General features: G+C 49.8%; 19 protein-coding genes. 5 read left to right on the top strand and 14 right to left on the bottom strand.

All coding sequences use genetic code 11. The features are described from left to right. Window positions 1–9: 9 nt before the first annotated feature. Complete coding sequence (gene rsmI / locus KP814_RS10510) at window positions 10–858, bottom strand: 16S rRNA (cytidine(1402)-2'-O)-methyltransferase (RefSeq protein ID WP_216736733.1); 849 nt, start codon at window positions 856–858, stop codon at window positions 10–12. A gap of 181 nt (window positions 859–1039) precedes the next feature. Between rsmI and KP814_RS10505 the strand changes: the two genes are divergently transcribed. The 3 genes from KP814_RS10505 to KP814_RS10495 are packed head-to-tail and all read left to right on the top strand — an operon-like array spanning window position 1040 to window position 3912. Beyond that, entirely contained in the window at window positions 1040–2896 is a 1857-nt protein-coding gene (locus KP814_RS10505; RefSeq protein ID WP_216736732.1) for a penicillin-binding protein activator, read from the top strand. Next, the gene (locus KP814_RS10500; RefSeq protein ID WP_216736731.1) at window positions 2896–3270 is read left to right on the top strand and encodes a YraN family protein; all 375 of its coding nucleotides are present in this window, start codon (window positions 2896–2898) and stop codon (window positions 3268–3270) included. Before KP814_RS10505 ends, KP814_RS10500 begins: the two co-directional genes overlap by 1 nt. Before the next feature lie 48 nt (window positions 3271–3318). After that, window positions 3319–3912: a phosphoheptose isomerase gene (locus tag KP814_RS10495; protein WP_216736730.1), complete on the top strand. Its 594-nt coding sequence runs from the start codon at window positions 3319–3321 to the stop codon at window positions 3910–3912. Window positions 3913–3982: 70 nt separating this feature from the next. On the opposite strand, the gene KP814_RS10490 is transcribed toward KP814_RS10495, so the two are convergent. The 13 genes from KP814_RS10490 to KP814_RS10430 all read right to left on the bottom strand — a co-directional run bounded on the left by KP814_RS10490 (window position 3983) and on the right by KP814_RS10430 (window position 15000). Then, entirely contained in the window at window positions 3983–4405 is a 423-nt protein-coding gene (locus KP814_RS10490) for a ClpXP protease specificity-enhancing factor (protein ID WP_127968623.1), read from the bottom strand. A gap of 61 nt (window positions 4406–4466) precedes the next feature. After that, window positions 4467–5099, bottom strand: a complete 633-nt coding sequence (locus tag KP814_RS10485; RefSeq protein ID WP_011399606.1) for a glutathione S-transferase N-terminal domain-containing protein — start codon at window positions 5097–5099, stop codon at window positions 4467–4469. 111 nt (window positions 5100–5210) lie between these two features. Beyond that, the gene (locus tag KP814_RS10480; RefSeq protein ID WP_216736729.1) at window positions 5211–5969 is read right to left on the bottom strand and encodes a cytochrome c1; all 759 of its coding nucleotides are present in this window, start codon (window positions 5967–5969) and stop codon (window positions 5211–5213) included. Further along, the gene (locus KP814_RS10475; protein ID WP_216736728.1) at window positions 5969–7201 is read right to left on the bottom strand and encodes a cytochrome bc complex cytochrome b subunit; all 1233 of its coding nucleotides are present in this window, start codon (window positions 7199–7201) and stop codon (window positions 5969–5971) included. Before KP814_RS10475 ends, KP814_RS10480 begins: the two co-directional genes overlap by 1 nt. After that, complete coding sequence (petA, locus tag KP814_RS10470) at window positions 7201–7782, bottom strand: ubiquinol-cytochrome c reductase iron-sulfur subunit (protein ID WP_216736727.1); 582 nt, start codon at window positions 7780–7782, stop codon at window positions 7201–7203. Before petA ends, KP814_RS10475 begins: the two co-directional genes overlap by 1 nt. 248 nt (window positions 7783–8030) lie before the next feature. Then, complete coding sequence (gene rpsI, locus KP814_RS10465; protein ID WP_216736726.1) at window positions 8031–8423, bottom strand: 30S ribosomal protein S9; 393 nt, start codon at window positions 8421–8423, stop codon at window positions 8031–8033. An 11-nt stretch (window positions 8424–8434) separates the two neighbouring features. Next, the gene (gene rplM, locus KP814_RS10460) at window positions 8435–8863 is read right to left on the bottom strand and encodes a 50S ribosomal protein L13 (protein ID WP_011399611.1); all 429 of its coding nucleotides are present in this window, start codon (window positions 8861–8863) and stop codon (window positions 8435–8437) included. Between the two features lie 230 nt (window positions 8864–9093). Next, on the bottom strand, window positions 9094–9876 hold the full coding sequence (locus tag KP814_RS10455) for a TatD family hydrolase (RefSeq protein ID WP_253938310.1): 783 nt from the start codon (window positions 9874–9876) through the stop codon (window positions 9094–9096). Window positions 9877–9887: 11 nt separating this feature from the next. Next, complete coding sequence (gene prfC / locus KP814_RS10450; RefSeq protein WP_216736724.1) at window positions 9888–11465, bottom strand: peptide chain release factor 3; 1578 nt, start codon at window positions 11463–11465, stop codon at window positions 9888–9890. 66 nt (window positions 11466–11531) lie between these two features. Beyond that, complete coding sequence (locus KP814_RS10445; protein WP_216736723.1) at window positions 11532–12191, bottom strand: energy-coupling factor ABC transporter permease; 660 nt, start codon at window positions 12189–12191, stop codon at window positions 11532–11534. Window positions 12192–12194: 3 nt separating this feature from the next. Then, on the bottom strand, window positions 12195–12629 hold the full coding sequence (gene rimI / locus KP814_RS10440; RefSeq protein ID WP_216736722.1) for a ribosomal protein S18-alanine N-acetyltransferase: 435 nt from the start codon (window positions 12627–12629) through the stop codon (window positions 12195–12197). A gap of 28 nt (window positions 12630–12657) precedes the next feature. After that, complete coding sequence (locus KP814_RS10435) at window positions 12658–13434, bottom strand: hypothetical protein (RefSeq protein ID WP_216736721.1); 777 nt, start codon at window positions 13432–13434, stop codon at window positions 12658–12660. A gap of 21 nt (window positions 13435–13455) precedes the next feature. Next, window positions 13456–15000 carry a 2-isopropylmalate synthase gene (locus KP814_RS10430; RefSeq protein WP_216736720.1) on the bottom strand — a complete coding sequence of 515 codons (1545 nt, stop codon included), beginning with the start codon at window positions 14998–15000 and terminating at the stop codon, window positions 13456–13458. A gap of 569 nt (window positions 15001–15569) precedes the next feature. Here KP814_RS10430 and KP814_RS10425 point away from each other — a divergent pair. Both KP814_RS10425 and KP814_RS33385 read left to right on the top strand, forming a co-directional pair. Beyond that, window positions 15570–16604 carry a PEP-CTERM sorting domain-containing protein gene (locus tag KP814_RS10425; protein ID WP_216736719.1) on the top strand — a complete coding sequence of 345 codons (1035 nt, stop codon included), beginning with the start codon at window positions 15570–15572 and terminating at the stop codon, window positions 16602–16604. A 285-nt stretch (window positions 16605–16889) separates the two neighbouring features. After that, the gene (locus tag KP814_RS33385; protein WP_371824051.1) at window positions 16890–17012 is read left to right on the top strand and encodes a transposase; all 123 of its coding nucleotides are present in this window, start codon (window positions 16890–16892) and stop codon (window positions 17010–17012) included. Window positions 17013–17829: the final 817 nt, after the last annotated feature.

Raw genomic sequence — 17829 nt, 5'->3', positions numbered from 1 at the left:
GTCGCAAACTTACTCGCCCTTTAACGCCAGCGCCTGCTGATAAAGCTCATTCTTACCGACACCCGTCAATGAAGACGCCAACGCCGCCGCCTTTTTAACAGGCAATTCTTTGAGCAACGCCTGTAGCAATTGCGACACTTTGATTTCCACAGAGTCGCCTTGCTCTTTGCGCTCCCCCTTCACCAACACGACGAACTCCCCGCGCTGCTGGTTTCCATCCGCCAGCATCCAGGCTTTAACCTCCTGAACGCAGCCCGCTTTTATCGTCTCGAAGGTTTTGGTCAGCTCTCTGGCGATCACCACCTCCCTGCCGGCCCCCATCACCTCCTCTAAATCCTCCATCATCGCCAAAATCCGGTGAGGAGACTCATAGAACACCATGGTCCGAGGTTCGTCAGCCAGCTCCTGCAAACGCCCACGCCGTCCAGAACCCTTGGCGGGCAGAAACCCTTCGAAGACAAACCGTTCACTCGGCATGCCGGAAGCGGACAGAGCCGCCACCAACGCACAGGCGCCAGGAACTGGCGTGACGGCGAAGCCCGCCTCTCTAGTCGCCCTCACCAATGGAAACCCCGGGTCCGATATCAGCGGCGTCCCTGCATCAGATATCAGAGCGATGGACTTACCTGCCGCCAGTTCTGACAACAGGCGCTCTGTTTTCGCCTCTTCATTGAACTGATGCAAAGAGGTCATCGGCGCATCAACGCCAAAATGACTTAACAACTTGCCGCTGTGCCGGGTATCTTCCGCCGCAATCAGGTCCACCGATTGCAAAATGGCGATCGCCCTGGGAGTCATGTCATCCAAATTACCAATCGGGGTCGCTACAATGTATAAAACACCCTTTGCTTCGCTCATAATCTTTCATCTTGTTAATAACTGAAATTTCCACCCCAACCTTGGCCTTTGCTAGAATGGCCGTTGCTTTTATATTTACACTCGGCTTCTCGCATATCGCCGCCATTATATAACCGCCGCGGCCGGCCTAAGTTAACCATAAAACCGGCCTGACTTATAACTATTGCTCTCTGGTAAGCGCATGCAGCGAAAACATAATTATCCATTTCACGTCCTGCTTTTAACATTACTCCTGTCTTTTTTAAGCGGCTGTGAGGGCTTACCCGTCAGAGGCGGCGACTCCAGCTCGCAAGGCGCAACCTCTCAGGACGAAGCGGAAAGAGAGCTTCAGCTTGCTCAAAATACGCTACCGCCCGAGCAAGCCAACCACAAATTAAAAGCACTGGACATTTACCTGGCGCGAGGCGACTACGCAAACGCACAAAAAGTGGTGGAGTCCATCAACTCCACCACCCTGACTCTGCCCCAGATGGAGCAGTATATTATTCTCGGCGCGACACTGGCCCTGGAGCAGAATCGACCAGACCAAGCTCTTTCTTATTTCAACGCCGCCCCATCCGGCGCTTTCGCCAGCCGGCCCGTGGATATTCAGCTTCGCGCTAATGAACTGCACGCCAAAGCGCTTATGGCGACAGGCTCCTCATTGGACGCCGCTCAACTTCTGGTTTACGCATCAGGTCTCTATACTGGCGAAGAGTATTGGCGGGTGCTGGATGACGTTTGGAACGCCTTGCGCGCCACGCCCAGCCTTGAGTTGAGCCGCGCGCTGGAAACGGCGCAAGACTACGACTGGCGCGGCTGGCTTGAACTGATCACCGCCGTACGTCAGAACCAGTTCAGCCTGGAAATGCAATTGGCGGCGCTAAAAAGCTGGCGCCAGCAATGGGCCGACCATCCTGCAGCCAAAAGACTCCCTGCCGAGCTCAAGATGCTGGCGGAACTGCCCAATGAGCGCCCCAGCAAAATCGCACTACTGGCGCCGCTAAGCGGTAATCTGGCTAAAGCAGGAGAAGCTATTCGTGACGGCTTCCTGGCAGCCTACTACCAGGATATCAACAGCAGCGAAAGCAACGGACAAGGCCCGGAAATCCAGATTATAGATTCCGGCTCTATCGAAAATATCGCCGACCTCTACCTCTCGTTGCAGCTGGAAGGCTACGATCTGATTATTGGTCCTCTGGAGAAAGAAGCCGTCGCCCAGCTTGCCGGATTCCCTGAACTTGATCCCCCTGTACTTGCATTAAACTACCTGGACGAAGGCGTCACTCCGCCTCCCGGCATGTACCAATACGGACTCGCCGCCGAAGACGAAGTGCGCCAGATAGCCAGAAAGCTGATGTCGGAAGGAAAGCGCGGCGTCGCAGTGATTTATCCTGACTCACCATGGGCGATAAAACTCGCCAGCGTACTGGACAGAGAATACGAGGCAGCCAACCTGCCTTTACCTATCCCGTACAAATATGTTGAGGGCGAAAATTATTCAGACGGCATCGCTCACCTGTTGCAGATCAACGCAAGCAAGCAAAGAGCCAGAAAGCTAAAGTCAGTTGCAGGCAAATTTGAGTATGAACCGCGTCGCCGACAGGATATTGATGCCATCATCATGATCTCTACGCCATATGTAGCCAGACAGCTAAAACCCTTACTGCTGTTTCACTACGCCAGCGACCTGCCAGTCTACGCTACTTCGCAAATTTACGGAGGCGTCCCTCAGCCAGATAAAGACCACGACTTGAATGGCATTCATTTTACGGAAACGCCTTGGTTATTGAGCCAGTCATTGCCACTCAAACAAGATATTCGATATGTCGCAGACACCACGCGCTACGAAAGACTGTATGCAATGGGCGCCGATGCTTACACTATCGCCCCACGACTCAGCCTCATGCGCCAATTCCCTGACAGCCAGATACAAGGCGCGACAGGCAACCTTTTTATGAATGACGCACAGCAAATCCGCCGCATACTGGAATGGGCGATATTTGAAAGAGGCGTGGCGAAAGCGGAGTTAAACAGCCCCGAGCCAATCTCCCAATAATGCCCTTTAAGCGCCTGATCAAGTCTATTGATATTGGCCGCGCAGCAGAAAGCCAAGCGGAGAGTTTTGCACGCGCCCAAGGATTCACCATCCTTGAGCGCAACTTCCGCTGCAAAGGGGGAGAGATTGACCTCATCGCTAAACACGGCGAGCACTTGGTATTTATAGAAGTGCGCCATCGCAGCAGCGATAAGTTTGGCAGCGCAGCAGAATCTATTACCCAAAAAAAGCAGCAACGCATTATCCTTGCCGCAAACATATACCTTCAGAAGAAAGGTTTAACAGACATGCCATGCCGATTTGATGTTATCGTGGGAAACCTCAAATCAAATACCGGCTTTCAATGGATACCAGACGCATTTAGCTGCTGGTGACGCCACCTTTCGCACCAACGTACACCACCGTTAATTCCGGATTTTTATATGAACAGTATTGAACGCATCATCCACCTCTTCGAAGAAAGCATTAAAGCGAAGCAAGTTTCCGCACAATCACTCCCCCCACTGATTGAGGCGGCAGGCCAGTTGATGGTTCACGCTCTTCTTAGCGATCACAAAATTCTCTCCTGCGGCAATGGCGGCTCCGCCGGGGATGCGCAACACTTCTCCTCTGAACTGCTAAACCGCTTTGAGCGTGAGCGCCCCAGCCTACCAGCAGTCGCTCTGACGACTGACACCTCGACACTGACATCCATCGCTAACGACTACAGCTACAACGAAGTATTCTCCAAGCAGATACGCGCCCTGGGCTCTGAAGGCGACGTACTTTTAGCTATTTCCACAAGCGGCAATTCTGCGAATATAATTCAAGCGATACAGGCAGCCCATGACAGGGGGATGAGAGTGGTTGCTTTGACAGGAAAAGATGGCGGAAACATGGCTTCCTTGCTCCAGGCCGAGGATGTTGAAATTCGAGTTCCAATGACCTCCACCGCACGAATTCAGGAAGTACACCTGTTAACAATCCATACTCTTTGCGACTACATCGACCGCGAAATTTTTGGCCCAATAGACTAAAGCAACAAAAAAGCCGGAAGCACGGCTTTCACCATGCTTCCGGCTCTTCAGACTCTAAAGCTTTAATTGCTTACTTGACTATCTTCAAGCTCGGCTTTGAGCCATCTCGCCCACCACCTTTGGGTGGAGGCGTTGGAGAAGATCCAGGCTTACCCTTATTGCTAGGCGGCTCAGGCGCTCCGCCCGGCTCAGAACCAAAGACCATGCCCTGACCATTTTCCTTCGCGTATATCGCCAGCACCGCCATTATCGGAACGGACACTTGACGCGGCACGCCACCAAAACGAGCGCTAAACTCAAGATAATCATTACCTATGTTCAAGCCGCGCACCGCTTGCGGACTGATGTTAAGCACAATTTGGCCGTTGCTTACAAAGTCACGAGGCACATCTACGCCCTGAAGCGACGCATCCACAACCACGTATGGCGTTAGATGATTATCAAGAATCCACTCGTTCAGAGCTCGCAACAAATAGGGACGACTGGGAGTCATTGGTATTGCCAATTCAATTTGAGCTTTAGGGGCCCTGCATAGACCCCTTCAGTTAGAAGTATCAGCTAAACATTTCCTGTTCGATATCGGACAGGCTAGCTTTGAAGGACTCACGGGAGAACAGGCGGTCCATATACTTGATCAGCGGTTTAGCCGGCTTTTCAGGAAGCTCAATCTTCATGAGCTTCAGACGCCACAACAGTGGAGCGACGCAGCAGTCTACAATTGTAAACTCTTCGCTCATGAAATACGGCTTCTCCGAAAAGATCGGGGCGGCGGCTATCAAACTTTCACGAAGCTGTTTGCGCGCCTCTTCAACCTCTGCAGTATCAGATTTACCTTGCAGAACGATATCCGCCAGACTGCACCAATCCTTTTGGATTCGATACATCAACAAACGGCTCTGCGCCCGCGCAACCGGATAAACCGGCAAAAGCGGCGGATGAGGAAAACGCTCATCCAGATACTCCATCATGATGTTTGGTTCGTACAGCGACAGCTCACGATCCACCAGGGTTGGCAGCGTGTTATAAGGATTTAGGTCGGCAATCTCCGCAGGCTTATCATCAGGATCAACATCGATGATATCTACCGCCACACCTTTCTCAGCCAAAACAATACGGACTCTATGACTGTAGTGGCTCTGCGGATCAGAAAAAAATGTCATTGATGACCGTTTGGTCACGACTCCCATAGAATTACCTCGGTCGCTTGTAACTCAGATTATTCAGAAAGAAAAATTCCAGCACCGGGGCAACCCGATGCTGGAGCTTTTATCCAAGGTCGAACATTATACACGAAAAGACTAGTGAACGTCTTTCCAATATTCTCTGTTGAGGAGGTATGCAGGAACGAACAGAATCACCAGGAACAACAATACAAACGGAGCGATGTCTTCACTTTCCAGCCTTGAGGGCTCACCCACATAGGCCAGGAAGTTGACCATGTCGCGAATCGCAGCATCATACTCTTGCGGCTCCATGCTGCCCGTTGTAGCAAATGACTTACAACCTGGCGCACCAACGACAACACCACTTAGGGGATCTATACCCGCCTTACTGCCCAGTTCCGGCTTTTCAGCGCACAAGCCCTGCAGACCGACTAGGACATGGGGCATACCAACGTCTTTAAACACAACGTTGTTGACCCCCCATGGACGAGACTCATCTTTATAGAAGCCTCGCAGGTAGCTATACAACCAATTTGGTCCGCGCAATCTGGAGATCAATGTCAGGTCAGGAGGCGCAGCGCCAAACCAGCCTTTCGCCATAGAAGGAGCCATAGCGATATCCATCAGCTGTCCAATCTTCGCATCGCCGAAGATCAGATTCTCCTCATAAAGATTGTGCGGAATACCAATATCGTCCGCTACACGCTCATAACGAGAGTATTTTAAAGAGTGGCAGCCCATGCAGTAGTTGGTAAACATCGCAGCCCCTCTTTGCATAGAAGGCTTATCACGAATATCAACATCCACATGATCTAAGTGAACATCTCCGCCGCCGGACGCGTAAGCAAGAGACGTCACGCACGAGAGAAGCAGAACTTTCAGTATGCTTTTCATTAGTGAGTCACCCTCTCTGGTACAGGTTTAGTCTTTTCAGCTCTGGTATACCAAGGCATCAATAGGAAGTAAGCGAAATACAAGCCTGTAAACAGAGGCGCCATCCAGCTGGGCTGCTCGTTAGCGGGCAGTGCGCCGCAAACGCCCAGAATCACGAAGCTCACCGCAAATATCAACAGCGCGACCTTACTCATCACACCTTTGTAACGAATAGATTTAACAGGGCTGCGATCCAGCCACGGCAACACGAAGAGAATCGCAATCGCAGCGCCCATTACCACCACACCCCAGAACTTCGCATCAACCCCAAACAACGGATAAGTAATTGCCCGCAACATGGCGTAGAAAGGCGTGAAATACCAAACAGGAGCAATGTGTTCAGGAGTCTTCAGGGGGTTGGCTGGCTCAAAGTTCGGCTTTTCCAGGAAATACCCATTCATTTCAGGGAAGTAGAACACTACCACACAGAATACAAAGAGGAAGACAACCAAGGCCACGATGTCATGCACCGTGTAGTATGGATGGAAGGGGATACCGTCTTTCGGAATACCATTCTCATCTTTGTTCTTCTTGATCTCAACGCCATCAGGATTGTTAGAGCCGACCTCATGGAGAGCAAGAATATGCAAAACAACCAAACCAAGCAGCACAATTGGCAAAGCGATAACGTGCAGAGCAAAGAATCGGTTAAGAGTAATACCCGAAATCAGGTAGTCGCCTCTGATCCACTGAGCAAGATCTTCACCTACATAGGGTATCGCGCCAAACAGAGAAACGATTACCTGCGCACCCCAGTATGACATCTGCCCCCAAGGCAACAAATAGCCAAGGAAAGCCTCAGCCATCAAACACAGATAAATTGTCATACCGAAGATCCAAACCAACTCACGAGGCTTTTTATATGAGCCATACATGAGTCCGCGGAACATATGCAGGTAGACAACGACAAAGAATGCTGATGCGCCGGTTGAGTGCATCAATCGAATGAGCCACCCGAACTCCACATCACGCATAATGTATTCTACTGAAGCGAACGCCCCTTCAGCAGTAGGGTTGTAGCTCATAGTCAACCAAATACCTGTAAGCAGCTGGTTAACAAGTACAACTAAAGACAACGAACCGAAGAAATACCATACGTTAAAGTTTTTAGGCGCATAGTACTTGCTCATGTGCTTTTCGAAGGCATCGACGACAGGCAGACGATCGTCGACCCACTGGATAAGCTTCTGCATTATGCGTTCTCCTTGTCATCACCTACGATGAGGTTCACGTCGTCAACATACATGTGGGGAGGCACTTCAAGATTCTTGGGAGCAGGTACGCCTTTGAAGACCCTTCCAGCCAAGTCAAACTTGCTGCCGTGACAAGGACAGTAAAAACCACCAACAGTTTCATCAGGAATAACTTCCGGCATGAATTTCGGAGAGCACCCCAAGTGAGTGCAGATTCCTACAAGTATGACGTATTCATCTTTGATGGAGCGGTGGGCGTTTTGAGCGTAAGCGGGTTGTTGCGGCTTTTCAGATTGCGGGTCCTGCAAATCGTCCGCAATCGAATCCAGCGCTTTCAGCATTTCTGGCGTTCTGCGCACTACCCAAACAGGCTTGCCCCGCCATTCAACCGTCATTTGTTGACCGGGTTCAAGTTTACTGATATTAACCTTAACAGGCGCACCAGCGGCTTTCGCTTTAGCGCTTGGGTTCCAGGAAGCGACAAAAGGCACCGCTGCGCCAATGGCGCCGATACCTCCAACGACCGAGGTTGCTCCCACCAGAAAACGACGGCGGCTCTTGTTCACGTCGTCTTTCGTCATACTAGGTTTCTCCCATCAGGCAGCAATTTGAGGCCAAAATCAGGCCATTATGCTCTTATTTCTTCAGGCGTAAAATCCGGCTGACATACTAATTAAAATGCCTTATCGATACAAGGACGACGCGCGTGCGGCGTGGCGTTGTCTCAACAATATTGATCCAAGTTAAATATCCGTCGGACGGTTTTCGCTTATGCTCAGCGGAAACAAAAAAGCCCGGATTACCGGGCTTTTTATCTTTAGCGTATCGATTAACGCTTGGAGAATTGCGGACGCTTACGCGCTTTACGCAGACCGACTTTCTTACGCTCAACCTCACGAGCATCGCGAGTAACGTAACCGGCTTTACGCAGCGGAGAGCGATTCGCTTCATCATACTGAATCAGCGCACGAGTAATACCGTGACGAATTGCGCCTGCTTGACCAGAAGGGCCGCCGCCTTTAACAGTAACAAAAACGTCAAAGTTGCCGGTAGCCTCTAACAGCTCTAAAGGCTGACGCACGACCATGCGAGCGGTTTCGCGACCAAAGTAAGAATCCAGATCAGTCTGGTTCACAGTGATTTTTCCGCTACCGGGTCTCAGGAAGACGCGAGCAGTCGAAGTTTTACGACGACCGGTACCGTAATATTGAGTAACAGACATATCCACCTTCCTTAAATTTTCAGTTCAATCGGTTGCTGAGCGGTATGCGGGTGTTCAGCCGAAGCGTATACCTTGAGCTTTTTCAGCATCGCACGACCTAAAGGATTGCGCGGCATCATGCCTTTAACAGCTGTTTCGATAACACGCTCTGGAGCATGTTGAATCAGCTTATCGAAAGACATTTCTTTCAAGCCGCCAGGATAGCCTGTGTGGCGATAGTACATTTTGTCTTGTGCTTTGTTGCCAGTAACACGCACTTTTTCTGCGTTTACTACAACGATGTAATCCCCAGTGTCCACATGAGGGGTATATTCCGCTTTGTGCTTGCCCCTCAAGCGACGGGCGATTTCAGTAGAAAGACGTCCAAGCGTCTTGTCGGTCGCGTCTATAACATACCAGTCACGCTTTACGGTTTCTGGCTTAGCGCTGATCGTTTTCATTTAAATCCCGCCTTACTCTTAAATTCTCGGCTGATTAATCCAAATAAAACGCACGCTGATCCTTTCCTTCGGGGAAAGTTACAACGACGTTCTGACTTTTCGGAACTTGGGCTTCGGGGCTTCGCCAAAGTTCCTAACTATATTGCAAATCCGGGCGCAGGATTATATGGCACTTCCTGCTCAAATGCTACTCTAAATCCAATTAATTACACGGCAGCGCAACGCCAAGGTCACATATCAAGATTTGGCAGGCCGAATGTCTCGATTGTGTTTTGCAGAACAGTATTGGATATCTGTTCTCGGGCTTCCTCTCTCAAAGCGCACAACGCATCAAATATTTGAGGAATAAACTCAGGAGAATTGCGCTGCCCTTGCCGACCACATAAAGGCATATCAGGGGCATCGGTCTCCAACAACAGAGACTCCAATGGCAACTTGGAGACCGCTTTTCTGGTTTTCTGCGCTCGGTCATAGGTGATAACGCCGCCGACCCCTAATTTGAGCCCCAGTTTCACAAACTGCATCCCCTCTTCGTAGCTTCCCGAAAAGGCGTGCACCACCCCACTCTTAACGCCAGATTCCTTGACCAGCCTGGCAAGCTGGCTATGGGTCTTTCTTGAGTGAAGAATGACGGAAAGATCACTCGCTTTAGCCATCCTCAGCTGTTCGCGCAAAAAAAACCGCTGCACGTCAAAGTCGATGCCTACTGTTGCGTCAAGCCCGCACTCCCCGACCGCTGAAATATCCGCACGTTGAGTACGCAACCTCTCAGCCAGTTCGTCCAGATGAAACACGGAATGCTCGTGCAGGTATAAAGGATGAATACCCAGCGCAAAATTGAGCTCGTCATAATGCGCAGCCATCTGAGATATGCGCGCCCAATTTTGGACGCCTACCGAGGGCGCAATAATGCGCTTTACACCCAACTCCCGAGCTTTGCGCAGAACCTCTTCTCTATCGTCATCAAAGTCGGGAAAGTCAAAGTGGCAATGGCTGTCAATGTAAACCGCCATCGCCAATGCCCTTAATGTTCCCTTGTCTTCCTGAACTGAACATCTGGATAACGCTCCATCGCCAGCTGCAAGTTGACATTCGTCGGGGCCAGATAGGTCAGACTGTCGCCCCCATCCAGAGATAAGTTTTCGGACACTTTCCGCTTAAACTCCTCTAGCTTTTTCACATCTTTCGCCTCAACCCAACGCGCAGTGGCGACGTTTACCGGCTCATACACCGCGTCCACTTTGTACTCAGATTTGAGACGATGAACTACCACGTCAAACTGCAACATTCCCACCGCTCCAACAATCAAGTCGTTGTTATTGAGCGGTCTGAATACCTGCACAGCGCCTTCTTCAGACAACTGAATCAGACCTTTTTGCAATTGTTTGGACTTCAACGGGTCCTTCAGGCGAATACGGCGAAATAGTTCAGGGGCGAAGTTAGGAATACCGCTAAACTTAAACTCCTCCCCTTCGCTAAACGTATCGCCAATCTGGATAGTGCCGTGATTGTGCAAACCAATAATGTCGCCCGCGAATGCCTCTTCCGCCCGAGTTCGATCTCCCGCCATGAATGTCAGCGCATCAGCAATACGAACATCTTTGCCCAGTCGCACATGCTTTATTTTCATGCCCTGTTCGTAGCGACCTGAGCAGACCCTCAAGAAAGCAATACGGTCACGATGAAGCGGATCCATATTCGCCTGTATCTTGAATACAAAGCCAGAAAACTTCTCGTCTTCCGCTTCAACAACGCGCTTATCAGTCTCTCTGGGCTGGGGGGAAGGGGCCCACGCCACCAAGCCATCCAGCATATGATCAACGCCAAAGTTACCTAGCGCAGTACCAAAAAATACTGGAGTCAACTCGCCCGCCAAAAAGGCCTGATGATCAAACTCATGAGAAGCGCCTTGCAGTAATTCGATTTCACCGCGTAAGTTCTCTGCGTCCGAGCCAAGCACCGTATCCAACTCAGGGTTATCCAGCCCCTTAATCGTGCGACCATCCTGGAGAGTATGCCCCTTACCAGTCTGGTATAAAATGACCTCATCCCGAAGAAGGTGATATACACCTCTGAAGCCTTTGCCCATGCCAATGGGCCAAGATATAGGCGCACACTTAATTTTCAGTACGTCCTCGACCTCATCCAGCAATTCCATTGGGTCTCGAATATCGCGGTCGAGCTTATTCATGAAAGTAATGATTGGCGTATCGCGCAGCCGCGTCACTTCCATAAGTTTGATGGTGCGCTCCTCAACGCCTTTTGCGCTGTCTATAACCATCAAGCATGAGTCAACCGCAGTTAAAGTACGATAGGTGTCTTCAGAGAAGTCTTCGTGACCCGGGGTATCAAGCAGGTTTACCAGAGAGTCGTCATAAGGAAACTGCATAACGGATGTGGTTACGGAGATGCCCCGTTCTTTTTCCATTTCCATCCAGTCGGATTTCGCAAATTGACCGGACTTTTTACCTTTTACTGTACCGGCTTTCTGCAGCGCACCGCCATGCAAGAGTACTTTCTCTGTAATAGTGGTTTTACCCGCATCAGGGTGAGAGATAATGGCGAATGTACGACGGCGTTTGATTTCTTCACGAAGTCCCATGACAAACCTTGAACATCTGGCGAATTGAGGGCGAACATTATAGCGCCGCAAACAGAGTGTCAAAAGCTATTGATAGCGACTGGAATCAAAGGTTCTAAGCACGTCCGGGAAATAAACCATCATACCTGTCGCCAACATCCCATTAATTACGCCTTCAGGCAAGGCAATCAAAGGGAGGTAAGCGAACATTAAAGAGTGATCCTGACTCCACTCCCCATCTACTAGCCAGCAGATAGTCATTCCAAACAGAATACTGGCGACTATCGACAGCCCTCCACCCAAGAAGCCGTTCACTAAAGGGTAAGCAAAAAATAACCTTCCGCCAGACTTCTTTTCCCTGTCCACCACCCATTTGGTCACCATAACAGGGATCAGCACCGCCCCTAGAAAATTCAAAGGGAGCAATAGCCAAGGCGTTGCGCCCTGGAGCGCAAGTAGCAATAGCCCAATAAAGCCGGCAAATATCGCCAACTCCCAATCCAGGATCAAGGTCAGTGCACTTAGAAGGAGAAAATGAAGAGAAACGCCAAAATCGACATCAATTCTGAGACGCCAAAACAGCCCCAGGGCCAACGCGCAACCCCAGAAAATATGCTGCAGCTTATTATCTCGCCGCAGATAAACATGACAACGCCTAACCCACAGCAGAGCAATACAGACAAGCATCGCTCCCCACAGTCCCAGCTCTACAGCTAAAGGCAGCGAATCAACGCGAACATATTCCACGACTTACTCTTCGCGCCCCAACTTCATCGACATCACGATGGCGTCTTCGCGACCGTCGGAGGCCGGGTAATAGGCCTTTCGATAACCAATGTCATTAAAGCCCAATTTTCTGTACAACTGCACGGCTGCGGTGTTGCTAGCGCGCACCTCTAGAAATAGCTCCACCATATTTTGTGTACGAAAGCGCTCCAGCAAAAACGCCATGAAGGACAACCCCATGCCGTTCCCTTGTAACGCGCGCGCGACACATAGATTAAGCAAGTGCGCCTCATCTATAACCATGGAGGTCACCGCGTGTCCGACTACCTCGTCGTTATATACGGCGACCCAACATTCGGAAGCTCCCGCAAGGCACTCTTTAAAAACGCCTTCAGTCCAAGGATGGGAATAAGCCCCACGCTCATTATTTAAGACTAGGGATAAGTCTGCTTCGGTCATTAACCTGAAAGCGAGATCGGGTTTTGGATCAGTCATTGGAGTAGAGATATTGACGAAGCTTGCGCCACACGAGTTTTTTGATAGAGGGGTTATAAAGCATCTCGTCTAGAGACGGCAATTGTAGGAGTCTGTCGCCCTTCCACACAGGGTCTAAACCGCCCAAAGTCGCTGCGATGCCCACATCACAGAATAGAATACAATGCTTCATTCCACCGGAGGCTGACCAACGCGCCAGAACTCTAGCAAGCATCACGTCGTCTTGCATTGGCAACCCTTTACGCTCAAATGGCGGCCAGGCAAAAAGGCTATATGCATCTTTCCATTCCTCTCCCAGGCCTACCGCCAACGCAATATTGGCAAGAAGCTGGCCGCTGGGCGACTCAGGAGTAATATCCACTTCCCCCTTAGACAGCGCCACCATACAAATGTCGCCAGCCTTTATACTCATCGCACGTAGCTTATCAACGGTTGCAGGGGATGACTTTACCAATACAGGTGTTGGAGAAGCGTCTTTCTTATCCTGTTCCCGGGCCTTCTTCTGTTTAGCTGGCTCAGGCTGAGCGATAGCGGACATCGTTTGGCGAAGAGCGGCTGCTTGCTGAGCGCTTTTTAATGATGGCGCTTTTGGCGGGCTGATCTTATTCGCGCGTCGCTCTACATCCCGGTTATCTAGCTCCTCTGATGCCTCATCGAATTCAAACAAGTTGGAAGGCGCAGCATTCGGCAACGGGCTGCGCGCATACCAAACCGCAATTCCCATTTCGGTCAAATATGTCTGTCTGTCGTTCTCGTACAAAAAATTCATAATTTTATGCGCAGAAAAGAATCACACTTCACTCTGCGGATGTTGCTTCCTCTTATCTGAAGAGATTAGGTTTAAGGCATTTATATAAGCTTTTGCTGAAGCAATCACAATATCAGTATCCGCGCCAACGCCATTTACAATCCAGCCTCCACGCTCCAAACGCACAGTCACCTCCCCTTGTGAGTCGGTCCCGCTGGTTATGTTATTAACCGAATATAGCTGCAAGTTCACACCAGAAGAGGCGATTTCTTCTATCGCCCGATAAGTTGCATCAACAGGCCCGCCCCCTTCCGCGGAAGCTGTTCGCTCTTCACCATTTATCATCAAGGTAACTTTCGAAATAGGCGTAACGCCTGTTTCACTGCAAACAGACATACAGACCAATTTATAAATTTCGTCATCTTCTGATAGCTCTACAGCGCTAACCAAAGCCTGTAAATCTTCATCGAAAATTTCGTGCTTCTTATCCGCCAAATCTTTGAAGCGAGCAAAAGCTTCGTTAAGTGCAGTTTCTGAATCAAATTCATAGCCAAGCTCATGCAGCCTGGTGCGAAAAGCATTACGACCAGAGTGCTTGCCCAACACCAGACTGTTCGTCCGCCAACCTACATCCTGCGCCTGCATGATCTCATAAGTTTCCCTATGCTTAAGTACGCCATCCTGATGGATGCCAGACTCATGCGCGAACGCGTTGGCGCCGACTATTGCTTTATTGGGTTGCACAGGAAACCCTGTAATTGTCGAAACTAAGCGAGAAGTCGGCACGATAAATTGCGTATCCAAACGGGTTTCAACAGCAAATAGGTCTTTTCGTGTTCTCACCGCCATAACGATCTCTTCAAGCGCCGCGTTTCCAGCCCTCTCACCCAGACCGTTAATAGTACACTCCACCTGACGAGCGCCGTTCATCACCGCCGCCAGGGAGTTAGCTACGGCCAACCCCAAGTCATTGTGACAGTGCACAGAGAATGTTGCTTTATCAGCATTAGGCACCCTTTCCAGTAGAGTTTGAATCGTTTCACCAAACTGCTGAGGAATCGCATAGCCTACCGTGTCGGGGATATTAATTGTTCTCGCGCCAGCGGCTATCGCCGCCTCTATGATTCTACAGAGAAAATCTATTTCTGAGCGCCCAGCATCTTCACAAGAAAACTCAACATCGTCTGTGTACATCCTGGCGCGTTTAACCGCTCTGATTGCCTGTTCCACGACTTGATCAGGCTGCATCTGCAATTTGTATTTCATATGGATTGGGGAGGTGGCGATGAACGTATGAATACGAGCCAATTTAGCCGGCTTTAAAGCCTCAGCCGCACGATCTATATCTTTATCCAACGCTCTCGCCAAACTGCATACGGTGGATTCACTGACAGACTCTGCTATCGCTTTAACCGCCTCAAAATCTCCAGGACTGGCGATAGCGAAGCCTGCTTCTATGACATCCACTTTCATTTTTTCCAGCGCCTTGGCGATACGCAGCTTCTCATTCTTTGTCATGGAGGCCCCAGGGCTTTGCTCTCCATCACGCAAGGTTGTATCAAATATCACCAAATGTCCGCTGCTCATCGCAACTCTCCCACTTCATTTAAAAGGCGTCCGCCACTGTCAGAAAATATTATACGCTCAGACATAAACACGGCTACTAGTATGTCATAAGAGCCCTTATATGAGCCTCTGAGCCTCTGAGCCTCGCCCCATATCTATGCTTGTAGGCGCTGTCGGCAAAAAACACCATACCGTTCAAAGACTTTACACTTTATCAGCGTTTCCTATTGCCCCACCCTTATAATAAATAGGAATAAAAAATATCTAAAAATGCAGAGTATCTTGAAAAGTCTACTTTATAAAAGCAAATCCGAACATTATGACCTAGTCCAGCCTCCGCCCCCCGCCATATGGAAATAAGCCTTTAAGAATAACCCGTCACAGATTCACCGAGAATGCTTCCATTTTTCATGTCCAATGGATTTACATCTGTTTAAAAACCAAACACCAAGCAAACAAACAGTAAGTCATTCTCTTAATTGATATTTCAACAAATATGGCTAGATTTGTGCATATTTGGACAGCGAGTCAATTCCAAACACCTCATTATTAATAAGCTCACTAACTACAATCGACATCAGGAGATAACAATGAAACGATTGGCGTGTTCTTTTGCGCTAACTGCACTATTGCCAATTTCGGCAATGGCGGACTCTATTTCCCCCTCATCCTACTCCGCAACTTTAGGAGTAGGCGAAAGCGTAACCATTACTAAGACTGTCACTATTGATGCAGAAGCCACCACATCAAAAGTTGACGTATTCTTTCTCATGGATGAAACCGGAAGCATGGGTGGAGAAATAGCAGCCGTAAAAGCAGCGGCAAGCTCAATATTAAGCACTGCAGCTGGCTTTGGGGACATCAACTTCGGAGTTGGCGGTTACCGAGATATCAGCGACGCATTCACGTATCGCACACTTACTGATATGACCTCTGACACCTCTGCAACGCAAGCAGCGATCAATAGCTGGACCGCATCTGGAGGCTATGACTTTCCAGAAGCCAATATCTACGCCCTTGAGCAAGTAGCAAGCACAGTTTCATGGCGCCCAGACGCTGAGCGGATACTTTTATGGTTCGGCGACGCCACAGGCCACGACCCATCTCTGGGTTCGACAGAAGCCAGCGCCACTGCCGCGCTTCAGGCTGCTAGCATTCAAGTGGAAGCAATCGATGTAGCATCTAGCTGTAGAACAGGCTACTGCCTTGACGGCACAGGCCAAGCCTCACGTATCACAGCCGCCACTGGCGGCACCTATCACGCAGGCATAGACACTAGCACATTGGTTGACACTATCAATGAAGCAATTTCAAATGCTATCTCCTCATACACTGAAGTAGCATTGGATATTTCAGGCGCTCCTGCGGGCATGGTGTCAGTATCCCCTGGCGCTTACACCGGATCTTTCACTCGAGACAGCGCAGCATCATACGAGTTTGAAGTCACATTTACTGGCACAACTCCAGGAACATACGACTTTGACATCTACGCGACTGTTGACGGCGGTCGAGTCGCCACAGAAAAAGACCACATTGTTGTAGCCTCAAATGTACCCGAGCCAACAAGCTTGGCATTGATGGGACTTGGCCTGGCCGGCTTGTTCGTCCGCCGTAGAAAGAGCTAATTTTTCCCACCAAGAAGGGCGTTATGAAACGCCCTTTTACTTCTAATAAGTTCAATGAGCTCAACTATATATCACTCCTCGAAAACTTGGTTTGCAGCAGAGTCAACCTGCCCAAATGCAGCGACATTCTGCTTCAACAAAGAAAACTCTCTGTAAACCTTTCCTAATTAGTGTCACTCGCATTTAGAGCTCCCGGCCCTTGATATTCGGCCAGGCACTTGTGCATATCGAACACATTCTTCTAGAGCTCTCCAGCGTACACTAGCGCAATACGGAGAACATCCAATGAAAAAATTTCAATACACAGAAAGTCAGATAGTGAAGGTTTTGAAGGAAATGGAAACCAGTCGCCAAGTGAATGATGTCTGCTGGGAATATGGAACTTCTGACGCCACCTATTACAATTGAAAGTCAAAATACAGGGACATGGAGGCTTAGGATATCAAGCGGTTCGACGAAATTGAGGAAGAGAGTCGCCGACTCCAAACCATGCATGCTGACCTGAGCCTGGAGCATCGGATATTGTGGAAAAAAGCTGTACAGCCAACGTGATACGCAACAGCGGCATGGCGCCAGTTTACGAATGCCTGTCGCACCGTTGGCCTCAGCGATTCCGTCTACCGTTACCAACCTGACCGCAATCGAAATGATCAGCTGACTGCCAAGCGTCAGGAAGAGGTTGAGCGTCAGCCTGCATATAAGTTCTGCAAACCTCTCACCATTCTTCGGCGTTGGGGCCTTCGCTGAAGCATGTATCGGGTGTACCGAGAGCTTAATCTCAACAAATGTCGTCGAGGTAAAAAATGTCTGCCGACACGGCATCCAGAGCCTCTAGCATCTCCAACACGGGCTAACTAGTGCTGGTCATTGGGCTTCATGAATGACAGTTTACTATGCGGGCGTCACTTAAGAACATTTAACTTTGTGATGATTTTAATCGTGAGACGCTGACCATTGAAGTTGACCTGAGTCCGCCAGCGCCCCTAATCATTCGAGTACTGAAGAGATCGGTGGCATGGCTAGGCAACCCCAGTATGTTACATCGATAACGGCCCTGAATCTATCCCAATAGAGCCGTCTGACGCCACAGCCGGAAGGCCTGGAGTCGCCCTCGCGCGACTTTCACTGAACTTGGGAGGGGCTAAGTTGTGGCGCAGGGCCCGACGTTAAATTTCAGGCAAAAAAAACCCGTCACGAGGACGGGTTCTTCGTATTAAGAGCCTGA

This window comes from Hahella sp. HN01 (assembly GCF_018986435.1).
In the GTDB taxonomy this organism is placed as follows: Bacteria; Pseudomonadota; Gammaproteobacteria; order Pseudomonadales; family Oleiphilaceae; genus Hahella.
The sequence above is the reverse complement of the archived record's forward strand: the minus strand, read 5'-3'. Positions and strand labels throughout refer to the sequence as shown.